Genomic DNA, 10,507 nt, shown 5'->3' with positions numbered 1-10,507 from the left:
GCCGAACTCACGGGCGAGGGTGCGCAGGCCGGCAGCGGTCGCCGTCGAAAGCCGGAACGGAACCGATACGCTGCCCGATGTCCGCACCGGAGGTCGCGGTTTATCGGTGGGCAGTTCCAGTTCCGTCGGCCAGCCGGCCAACTCCGCACGCCAGAACTCGGCCTGATCACGCCAGCGACCGGCGGCGAGCGTGTCGCGTTGCCACTCGGCGAAATCACCGTACTGCACTTCCAACTCCGGCAGATCCGGATCCACCCCCGCGACGAAAGCGTCGTAACACCGAGACAATTCGCGTCCCAGCACCCGGTTGGACCACGCGTCGGTGATGGTGTGGTGGAGGGTGAGGATCAGGGCATGGTCGTCCGGCGCGAGGCGAATCAGCACAATCCTGGTCAGCGGCGGCGCCGTCACATCGATCGGCTCGGCAACGACGCGGTCGGCGAGCGCCGAGAGCTCGGATTCGGCGGCGCAGTCCTGGACATCGAGCACGATTCGGCAGGTATCGGAGACAACCTGCTCGAGAACTCCGTCCGAATCCACAAAGTAGGTACGCAGGATCTCGTGTCGGGCCGTCACCGCGTCGACAGCGCGCTGAAGCGTGTCGGCGACCAATGCCCCGCGGATGCGAAACCCCATCGGAACGTGATAGGTCGAAGTCACAGCTTCCAGCTGCTGGGCGAACCAGAACCGGGATTGACCGAACGAGGCCGCATAGACTGCGCCCATCGGCCGAGCCGGATCGCTGATCGTCTCGCTGTCGTCTTCCATGGCCGATATCTCCGGTTTCATGTCATGGCCACCAAAATCCGGCGCTGCCCGCGATAAGGTGTTCGGCTGTGCGCCATCTGCATGTTGTCGACCATCAATAGGTCTCCCGGCTGCCAGCGCAGGGTCAATGCACTGTCCTGATAGGCCTGTTCGATCGCCGCGAGATCGCCGGGACGCAACGGGCTGCCGTCGGCGTGGTACGCGTTGCGTGGGAGGTCCTGCTCGTCGAATGCGAGCAGCAGGGCATCACGGACATCCGGTTCGAGAGTCGACACATGGAACAGGTGAGCCTGGTTGAACCAGACCGATCGGCCGGAGTGCGGATCATCGCGCCAGGCCGGTCTGTGCGTCCTCGTCCGCAGTACGGCACCGTCCCATTCGAAGTAGTGACCGTGCTTGCGGCAGAAATACTCGACTTCCGCCCGGGACGTGGTTTGGAATGTCTCCTGCCAGCTCAAGCCCAGGCCCTCCCGAAAGGTTCTGGTGTACACGACACCGTCGCAGAACCTGGACCGGATCTCCGGGGCGATCCGCTCGAAGACCGACCGACTGTCCGCGATCGGCGTCTCCCCACCGTGCTCGGCGCGTGTGACACACAGAAAGAACAGGTAGGTCGGCCAAGTGTCGGCGTAGGAGTTCTCGTTGTGCATCGGGATGCGTTGATCGGCCGGGTATTCGGTCGAGGTATAGATGTGACCACCCACCTGTGTCCGCGGCGTGGACCGTTCGTGGTAAGCCAGCGGATCTCCCCCGATTCCCGCCACGATGTCCTGAAAACTCTCCAGGGTCGTGGGGAGATTCCGGAACACCACCGCACCGTGCCGGGCCACTGTCGCCCGGATCGAGTCGCGGTGCTGCACCATCCACTCCAGCGGATCGGCGACCTCATCTGTCAATGAGTAGACAACCGCCGAGGTCGTGCCGTTGCTTTCCAGGTGGCCGGCGATCGGAGGCAGTGCGGCGCAATCGGTCGATCGAGTCATGACCTTCTCCCTTCAGCGCAGCACAGGGGTCGGTGATGCGTCGAGCAACCGCCGCACTGTCCGCTTGCTGAGCACATCGGTGAGCGAGAACTCGATCCCCAACCGGCGAGCTGCGGTGACCAGCCGGGCGGCTGCCAGACTGGTCCCGCCCAGGCCGAAGAAGTCGTCGTTCACACCGACGGTGTCAATCCCGATCAATTCCGCGATCAACTCGCAGACCCGCTGCTCGTCCGGGGTGGCCGATACTCGGTGCCCCGGCTGCCCGGATGGACTCGGGAGGGCCGCGTAGTCGACCTTTCCGTTCGCGGTCAACGGCAGATCGTCCAGCACGACGATTGCCGCGGGCACCGCATACCACGGCAACCGATCCGCCAGATACGTGCTGAGTGCCGCACTGTCGCGAACACCCTCGACGCCCGGCGTGATGTAGGCGACCAACCGCGCTTCGCCCCCGATTTCCCGGCCGGTGACCACCGCATCGGACACCGCCCCGGATCGGACCAGCACTTCGACCACTTCCGCGGGCTCGACGCGATGGCCGCTGATCGACAGCTGACGATCTACCCGGCCGCGGTAACGGAGCAGGCCGTCGTCGCCGCACTGCACCCGGTCGCCGCTGCGGTACATCCTCGATCCGGGTGGGCCGAACGGATTCGCCACGAAAGCCGCTGCGGTCGGGCCGGCCATACCGAGGTAGCCGTGGGCGAGTTGCTCGCCGGCGATATACAGTTCTCCCGAATCCGAAGCGCGCAGACGATCGTCGAGAACGTGCAGTTCGTCGGTGGAAGCGCGGCCGATGGGTACCGGGCCCGGATCGAGGTGATCTCCCGGCGCTATCCGATGCAGACCACAACCGACGGTGGCTTCGGTCGGACCGTACTCGTTGACCACGGTGACCCCGGGGTGATCCCGGCGCCAGTCATCGAGCATCGTCGCGCTCAACGCGTCGCCGCCGACCACCAGGTCCGCGGTCGGCGCACGATGTGGATGCCGGGTACGGATCAGCGGGATATGCGCCGGAGTGATCTTCAGGAAGGAGGGTGGGGCACCCGGGTCTTCGAGCGCCGCGATCTCGAGCTCCCCGCCTGCGATCAGTGGCCCGAACAGGCTGGTCACCGCCAGATCGAAGGACGGCACGGAATGCACCAGCGCTCGACCCGCCAGGCCTGGATAGGCGGCGACAGCCCGACGGAGATACGCGGCGAGGGCGCGGTGTTCCACTACAACGCCTTTGGGCCTACCGGTGGAACCGGAGGTGTAGATCACGTAGGCGATATCGCGTGGCGCCGGGCCGTGATCGTGGTGTGCGAGTTCTTCCGCCGTATCATCCTCCGCATCGAGGTGCCCATCCGAACCCATCCGGAAGACGCGAGGTACGTCGAGTGTGTCCGCGTCGGGGCCGGTGGCCAGGACGATATCCACGTGCGCGTCGTGCAGTATCGACTCGATTCGGGGCCGAGGATCGCCGGTGTTCATCGGCACATAGGCGGCACCGGCCTTCAGCACCCCCAATAGTGCGACGACCAGTCCGACGGAGTTGTCCAGCAGTACCCCGACCATGCTGCCCGGTCCGATACCCGACCACCGCAGCCGTCGTGCCAGGGCCGTGGAGCGGTCATCGAGTTGCCGATAGTCGAGTCTGGTCGTCCCCTGAATCACTGCGGTGGCCTCCGGGGTGTCTGCCACTTGCTCCCGGAACAGGTCCACCAGCGTCGCCGGCTTTTCTGCGGACATCCGCTCTGTGGACATCGTCATCGTCTCCTTCTGCGATCAGATCGAAAACCCGGTCTGCCACGAACCGGTCACGGAGGAGATCACGCCGGCCGACCGTAGTCCGGATCGAGCGGTCACCGAAGCCGGGCGCCTCGTCGGCCTCCGTCGAGAGCACCACTGTGGCGGCCGACCAACTCGGGCCGGGTGGAATGACCAGCGCCGAGCGCAAATAGTCTGTGTACGACTGGAATACATCGATAAGTTCTTCTCCGACATCGGATGCCACACCCACTCTGTCGAAGGCATCCAGACCCGCCCGTCGATAGAGCTTCACCAATCGTTCGATCACGCTGCCGAGGTCGGTGCCGCCGGCGTCGAGAAGTCTCTGCGCTTCCCGTACCACGACCGATTTCTCGGGCGCCGACAGCGGTGTCAACGACGCGATGACCGAGCGGAAGTCTCGGCCGATCGACTTCCGGTTCGGCCATCCCGGATCGAAGAGAACGGTCACGGGGCGGTGGCCGCGGCGTCGCGCGATCTCATCGGCGAGGGCCGAGGCGAAGACGCTGCCGGCACAGAATCCCATGACAGCATTGATCTTTCGGGACGAGCGGTCGAGTACATCGCTCCACCAGGGCAGGTAGCCATCCGAGGTTGCGGTGGATCGCCCGGGGTGTCGTGGCGGCTGGACCGTGTGCCATAGAGTCAACGATTCGGGAGCCAGTGTGGCGAAGTCACGAAACCCCGCCTCTCCCCGACTGGTCAGGTCGAAGTCACAGACCAGCACGAGGGAGTCATCGCCGCCTCCGACGAGCTCACTCCAACCCGTGGGCACAGCTCCGCGCGACGGCCCGATTCCTGAAAGGTCCTGTCGCACAAGGCCCTCCATCCAACGTAGGTCGGCTCAGGCTAGCGGACCCGGCTGGTGCGATCCACCTTCCCAAGCTTGGGGGCAAGCGCCCGCCCTACCGCGACGGTGATGTGCACGCAAGCCACCAGCGGATCGCCGCCACCGTCGCCCGGGTCGGCGACGAGGCCGACAACGCCCTTCTCAATCGCCTGCTCGAAGTTGATTTGCCCTCCTCGAGATTCCCCCAAGCAACCGCTGCGGCAAGAAGCCCCCCTGCGGCATACTTCTTCTGCCGGAGCATTTCGGTACCCGCTTCGCCGCGCCAGTCCATCACCGAGGCGCAGTTCGGCGTCAGGGTGCTGTGGCCGGCCCTCGCCGGAGTTTTCGCTCCGGCGCTGGTCCAGGCCCGGCCACAGCATCCCTGTGGTCAACGTCGGTTCGAGATTCTCGCCGGAGCTCGCGTTCCGGCGCTGGACGCGGGATCTGCACTCCTACCGTCCGCGGCAAGGGGCTCCGCTTGGTGTCGGTCCGGTCGGTTATGGTGACCTGGTTGATCATGTCGTCGTCACACCACGGGCCCGAAAGCGACCTATCCGGTGCGACCAGTTCACGGAGGGCCACAGTCGCGCCGATGCAGGTCGAGGATGATGCGTCCGACTCCAGTGGTCCACAGTCTCGGTTCCTCTGGCTGAAGACCTCCGACCCCGACTTCGTCGTACCCGGCTACCCGCCTGGCACCGAAGTCCGGGTGCTACTGCCGGTCGGCGACCGTTTCGGACCTCTGCGAAACCGTCTCACCGCACAGCGCATTCCGTTCCGGGAGGTCGGATACCTGCTGGAACACGAGATCATCTGCAACCTCACGGCGGATGGCAGGCTTCACGTTGCCGTCGGCGCGCACGGGTCGCCGTCCCGGCAACCGCGACCGCTGGCGGGCGCCGCCGCCGAGGCCGCCCGGGACGGGTTCGAACTCATGTGGCACGATCACGTCACCATTCGAGAAGTCCCGGCCCAACCAGTGCCCGTCGACCGACTGGTTCCCGCCGACTGGGTCCGGTTCCTGCCCCACCAGGTAATGAACCCGGCTCAGGCCGAGGCCGTTCCGCATATCATCGGCAGTGACGACCACCTGATCGTCACTGCGCCGACCGGAGCCGGGAAAACCGTGATCGGGATGGTCGCCGCCCTCCGCACCGTCCTGGAACACGGTAAGAAAGCCGCCTGGCTCGTCCCGCAGCGTTCGCTCACCGACGAGTTGAACAACGAACTGGACAGCTGGCGCCGGCGCGGGCTGGCAGTCGAACGACTCTCCGGTGAATACCGTGTCGATGCCCAACGCATCCGGGCCGCCGACCTCTGGGTGACGACGACAGAGAAGTTCGAGGCAATTTCCCGGACCTCCTCGTTGCGTGAGGCTCTCACCGAAGTCGGCTGCCTCGTGGTAGACGAGATCCATCTGCTCGGCGACCCCGGGCGCGGATCAGTCCTGGAAGCGATTCTCGCACGCGTGCGCGCGGGTGACGCACCGACCCGGATCGTCGGCCTCTCCGCCACCGTCGCCAACGCGGACCAGATCGCGGCGTGGCTGCGCGCCCGCACCGTCCGGGTGGCATGGCGCCCCACCCGCCTGACCTGGCAGCTGCCGATGGTCGCGAACAGCAGTGACTGGAGTCTGGTGGAGGGGGCGAAGGCGCGCCTGACCGCGAATATCGTCAACATGGTGACCAGCGACAACGGCAGTGTGCTCGTCTTCTGCGGGAGCAAGCGCAATGTCCGCCGTACCGCGCTGATCATCGCGGCGAACCGCGGCGCGAACATTTTCGACGTCGACCCCGACGACGCCGACGCGGTGCACCGGACATGCCAAGCCGTCGGCGTGGGCCTGCACTACAAGGGGTGGGAGCACAAGCGAACAGCCGAAAAAGCCTTTCGGGCCCGCGAATTGGATGTTCTCGTCGCCACCTCGACCGTAGCCGCAGGTGTGAACATGCCGGCGCGGGCCGTCGTCGTCCAAGACACCGAGGTGGGTCTCAAAGGTATCGATGTCGCCACAGTCCAGCAGATGTTCGGGCGCGCGGGCCGCGTCGGCGCGGGCGAGCACCACGGTTGGGCCTTCCTGCTCGTCGACGAGTCGGAACGCTCCGTGTGGCAGCGCCGACTCCTGGCCGGTTTCCGGGTCAATTCCCAGATTCACGCGAACCTGCCCGAACACGTACTCGCGGAGGCAACACAGCAGCGCATCCGCTCGTTGAGCGACGCCGAACGCTGGTACGAGAACACACTGTCCTATCACCAGGGTAATCGCGAGAACACGCCGCTACGCCGGTCGATAGCCGACCTGGACAACAGCGACTTCCTGAAAACTCGCCGAACGAACCCCGACACAGTCGAACTGACCACCACCGAACTCGGACTGCTGACGGCGCGACTCATGGTTTCGCCCGTGGTCTGCAGTGAGTTGCGCGCCGCGCTCTCCGATTCCGCGATCCCCATATCGCCCGATGATGCCGAGCGGCTGCTGATCGAGACGCTGGCCACCCGGGTTCCGAGGCTATCCCAGGCTGCCATCAGCGAGGACGTCAAGCCACGCGCGATCGAGTTGAAGATGTCCCGGGGATTCGTGGGCGACGCTGCCGGAGCACCAGAGGCACCGGCCGCGCCGTCCCATCCTGTCTACGCGCCCGGTGACCTGGCGTGTGCGGCGTTGTTCACCGCCGCGAACTCTCCGTACGCATTCAACCGCGCCGCCCGCACCATCGGCGGAATCCCCTACGCCACCATGTATCCCATACTCGAGGAGGCTCCTCGGTACCTGCATTGGCTCGCGTCCCAGGGTTTCCTCGGCACGGTTCATCCCTGGATCGCGATTGTTGCCGCCGACTTGAGCCGGCGTATCCGGTGGCGGCGCTGCAATCCCGTGCGCGGCGCGGGGCGACTGCTGTGGATGTGCGAGCAGATGGCCACGTCCGCGCACGCGGAGGACGTCGTACCCGTGCTCTGGCGGGCCGCCACCACCCGCGGCATCACCGATCCCGACTGGACCGAGACCGGGCGCCCACAGGATTGCCGGTTGAATCCGTCCGACTACGCGATCCTGCTGCGGGATCGCGCCACCGACGCGATCGTGACTTTAGATGCCAATCGGGCGGACCTGGTGTGCTCGACGACGGCGACGCTCGCAGTCTGGGTCGGCGAAAGCTATCTGACTACACCGGCATCCCAGGGACGTGCGCACACCGCTCTGCCCGTGAACAGTTCCGGCCCCCGCGGCTCGGCGGTTTTCACCCGGCGAGGCGACTATCGCGCCATCGGCTGGCTCGACCGCTACAACGGGTTCAGCCGGGAACTACATCCGGTAGCAGCGCCCGCCTGATCTGCGGTTCGGAAAAAGAGTGGCTCCGTATTCACATCGGCGCGGTCACGGCCGACCACTTTTCTTCGACCATCGGCTACCGGCTTTGCCTTCGCGCTGAAGCGTCTTGACCCAGTCTTGCGCAATACGGTGCGGAACGTCGTAGTGTTTAGCTACCTTCGGGACGCTGCCCAGACGCCAGAAGTTCACGGGAAAATCCGACGGCATTCCGTTCTTCTCGAGTCGCTCACCATGAGCCGGTTTCGCGGTCGCCCCGGTGCCGGTCTGCTCCACACTCTCGCTCGGAGGCGCGGTCGCCGGGGCGATTTCTCCGTCTGCCTTCGACGGCGTCTCGGGCGCAGCCGAGAAGACCGCCGCGGCTCGCACCAGCAAGGAAAAGTCGATTTCGCCCAATTCGGAGGGAACGGGAGAATCGCCCTCGCCGCTCCGCACCTCGACAATCCGGGCACGATTCCCCTCGAGCTCGACCGTAGCGGTCACGATATCGGGCGAGTCCGCTTCCGCGATACTGATCCTGTACAGCTTTCTCATGGTCTACTCCGCCGCCCGGGCGGTCGCCTCACCGAGCTTCCGAAGCCTGCCGATCCAGCCCTGCGCGGTGTGCCGGGGCACATCGTAGTATTTTGCCAACCCGGTGACGGTGCCGATCCTCGCGTAGTTCGCCCGCAACTCATCCGGGTCGGGCATCTTGCGGTAAGCCCTGCCCGCCGACGTGTCGACAACATTCCCCTGCCGCGACCGGGCCTGCTCCGCTCGGCTCGTTTCGGCCCCTTCGGACGACGGGCCCGGCACAGCGGCCGCGGCACCGCCATCGAATAACGCGAGCTCGGATGGCTCACCGCCACCGAAGACTCTGGACGCCAATGCCCGAACGACCGCGGCGAGATCGATATCGGGGAAATTGGCCGACGTCAGGCCTTCGGGCGCCTCCGATGTCACGGACACACCGGTCACGCGCGGCCCCGGATGACCGGTATCTATGCGCAGCGTCATCCGAGTCCGTGTCGCGGTGTCCTGTGAATCGCCCGGCACGATCACGACGGTGTACATGGTCATCCTCGGTCCGGTCCTCGATTACGTCATGGGGCGGCTGTACATTGCCACCAAGATACCGGGCAGGTAGGACACGCATGGCACTGATCCCGGGTTCAGCGTCGGCCACCACCAGAAGTGCACCGGAGCCCTAGATCGGACACTCTCGCTCCGGCATATCCGACCGCCCCACAGTTCCCGCGAGCCCGAACGGTGCGGCAGGTCACCACAGTCACCTCATGGCGCAGCAGCCTCACTTCGATGTGCTCACTACGCTATGTCGCACCGTCTCCTCGTGCGGCATCGTCGAGATAACTGTCGAGAACAGGGCCTATGACGGCCAATGCTTCAGGTGTCGCCATTTCTATATGCGCGCAGTCCACCACGTGCTCGCATATGGACCCGGTGACAGCCGGCCGCCAGACCTCGGCCGAGAGCCGCTTGCCGGCTGCGTCGACCGACATCGCCGCGCTGAAGAACAGCAAGTCTCCATCGAAGACTCCGGCCTCGAATTCCCTCAGGATTCGTTTCCGATTCTCGATCCACGCACCGAGGCGTTCCAGGCGCGTGGCCGTGAGACCGGTATCCAGACCGAACGACCTGTTCAGGATCAGAGCGGCATCCTCGAATGACAGCTCACCATCAGTGTGACCGGCAGCGAGTTCCGAGCCTGTGGTGTGAAGTAAGCCATCGGTGTGGATGTGCGCCAACTCCACACCCATTGCGCGGACCAACTTCTCGGCGGTGACATCCCCCGCGAACAGCTCATCCTCATCGGCGTGATCTTCCCCGTTGACCACGGCGGTGTCCATGACTGCCAGTGTGGCAACAGCGTCACCGGCGTCGCGCAATTCGACGGCCATAGCGTGCGCAATCACGCCGCCCAGGGACCATCCCAGCAGGTGGTACGGGCCGTGCGGCTGGATGGTGCGGATCTTCTCGACATAACGATGGGCCAACTGCTCGATCGATCCGAAGCCCGGCTCACCGCCGAGCACCGGCGATTGCAGCCCGTACACGGGACGGTCGTTCGAAAGGTGCTGAACCAACCCCGAGTACGCCCACGCGAGTCCACTTCCCGGATGCACACAGAAGAGCGCAGGCCGGCTACCCGTGGAACGCAGCGGCAGTACCACTCCGAAAGCATCGTCGGCCGAGGTTCCGTGCAAGCTCAGTGGACTGCCGATACGCCGGGCAAGCCCTGCCGGCGTCGGCTCTAGGAACAGAAGACCGACGGGAATATCAACGCCGAGTTCGGCCCGCAGTTCGGTCACGACTCTGGTCGCGATCAGTGAGTTGCCGCCGATGTCGAAGAAGTTGTCGTCGGCTCCGACCCGGGACAGGTCGAGGACTTCGGTGAATGCTGCGGCTATGGCTTCTTCGGTCGGTGTCGACGGTGCCCGATACCCCTCGCCGGTGTAGTCGGGGGCCGGTAACGCTGTGCGGTCCAGTTTCCCGTTCACCGTCAACGGCAACCGGTCCAGCACCACCACCGCCGCGGGCACCATGTACTCCGGCAACCGCCCGGCAGCGAACTCCCGCAGTCCCGCCACGATCCCGGCCCGGGCGGACCCCGCACCGGTGACGGTGTCGCCGCTGTTGGTGACGGTGTCGTTGGTGGTGTTGGTGACGGTGTCGTTGGTGGTGTTGGTGTTGGTGTCGGTTTCGTTGTCGGTTTCGGTGGTGGTGTTGGTTTCGTTGTCGAGTACCACATACCCCACCAGCTGGCGGTGGGTGGCCGTGTCACCGGACCCGGCCACAGCGGTGGTGGTGGTGTTGTTGTTGTTT

The 10,507-nt window shown here is 65.3% G+C and carries 8 protein-coding genes; 1 reads left to right on the top strand and 7 read right to left on the bottom strand.

The window, feature by feature from the left end; all coding sequences use genetic code 11:
- The 4 genes from NS4_RS30535 to NS4_RS33570 all read right to left on the bottom strand — a co-directional run.
- Window positions 1-789, bottom strand: a 789-nt coding sequence (locus tag NS4_RS30535) for a condensation domain-containing protein (RefSeq protein ID WP_245665857.1), incomplete at its 3' end; no start/stop codon positions are given.
- Window positions 786-1,751: a TauD/TfdA family dioxygenase gene (locus tag NS4_RS30530; RefSeq protein ID WP_063062935.1), complete on the bottom strand. Its 966-nt coding sequence runs from the start codon at window positions 1,749-1,751 to the stop codon at window positions 786-788. The genes NS4_RS30530 and NS4_RS30535, both read right to left, overlap by 4 nt.
- Window positions 1,752-1,763: 12 nt before the next feature.
- Window positions 1,764-3,485 carry a non-ribosomal peptide synthetase gene (locus NS4_RS30525; protein WP_245665859.1) on the bottom strand — a complete coding sequence of 574 codons (1,722 nt, stop codon included), beginning with the start codon at window positions 3,483-3,485 and terminating at the stop codon, window positions 1,764-1,766.
- Complete coding sequence (locus tag NS4_RS33570; protein ID WP_245665855.1) at window positions 3,367-4,353, bottom strand: hypothetical protein; 987 nt, start codon at window positions 4,351-4,353, stop codon at window positions 3,367-3,369. The genes NS4_RS30525 and NS4_RS33570 overlap by 119 nt, the downstream gene beginning before the upstream one ends.
- A gap of 592 nt (window positions 4,354-4,945) precedes the next feature.
- Here NS4_RS33570 and NS4_RS30515 point away from each other — a divergent pair.
- The gene (locus NS4_RS30515) at window positions 4,946-7,687 is read left to right on the top strand and encodes a DEAD/DEAH box helicase (protein ID WP_063062932.1); all 2,742 of its coding nucleotides are present in this window, start codon (window positions 4,946-4,948) and stop codon (window positions 7,685-7,687) included.
- A gap of 45 nt (window positions 7,688-7,732) precedes the next feature.
- On the opposite strand, the gene NS4_RS30510 is transcribed toward NS4_RS30515, so the two are convergent.
- The 3 genes from NS4_RS30510 to NS4_RS30500 form a co-directional block, all read right to left on the bottom strand.
- The gene (locus NS4_RS30510; RefSeq protein WP_063062931.1) at window positions 7,733-8,218 is read right to left on the bottom strand and encodes a hypothetical protein; all 486 of its coding nucleotides are present in this window, start codon (window positions 8,216-8,218) and stop codon (window positions 7,733-7,735) included.
- Window positions 8,219-8,221: 3 nt separating this feature from the next.
- Window positions 8,222-8,743 carry a hypothetical protein gene (locus NS4_RS30505; protein WP_063062930.1) on the bottom strand — a complete coding sequence of 174 codons (522 nt, stop codon included), beginning with the start codon at window positions 8,741-8,743 and terminating at the stop codon, window positions 8,222-8,224.
- A gap of 251 nt (window positions 8,744-8,994) precedes the next feature.
- Window positions 8,995-10,507 (bottom strand): thioesterase domain-containing protein (locus tag NS4_RS30500; protein WP_245665854.1); only part of this gene is annotated, 1,513 nt, incomplete at its 5' end.

Origin of the sequence: Nocardia sienata NBRC 100364 (assembly GCF_001613205.1) — a bacterium.
GTDB lineage: Bacteria > Actinomycetota > Actinomycetes > Mycobacteriales > Mycobacteriaceae > Nocardia > Nocardia sienata.
This window is presented reverse-complemented; position numbering and strand designations above follow the sequence as displayed.

What these genes read in the sequence shown, in the direction of transcription:
- NS4_RS30530 (WP_063062935.1), bottom strand. Translation starts at nt 1,751, where the DNA reads ATGACTCGATCGACCGATTGCGCCGCACTGCCTCCGATCGCCGGCCAC.
- NS4_RS30525 (WP_245665859.1), bottom strand. Translation starts at nt 3,485, where the DNA reads ATGTCCGCAGAAAAGCCGGCGACGCTGGTGGACCTGTTCCGGGAGCAA.
- NS4_RS33570 (WP_245665855.1), bottom strand. Translation starts at nt 4,353, where the DNA reads ATGGAGGGCCTTGTGCGACAGGACCTTTCAGGAATCGGGCCGTCGCGC.
- NS4_RS30515 (WP_063062932.1), top strand. Translation starts at nt 4,946, where the DNA reads ATGCAGGTCGAGGATGATGCGTCCGACTCCAGTGGTCCACAGTCTCGG.
- NS4_RS30510 (WP_063062931.1), bottom strand. Translation starts at nt 8,218, where the DNA reads ATGAGAAAGCTGTACAGGATCAGTATCGCGGAAGCGGACTCGCCCGAT.
- NS4_RS30505 (WP_063062930.1), bottom strand. Translation starts at nt 8,743, where the DNA reads ATGACCATGTACACCGTCGTGATCGTGCCGGGCGATTCACAGGACACC.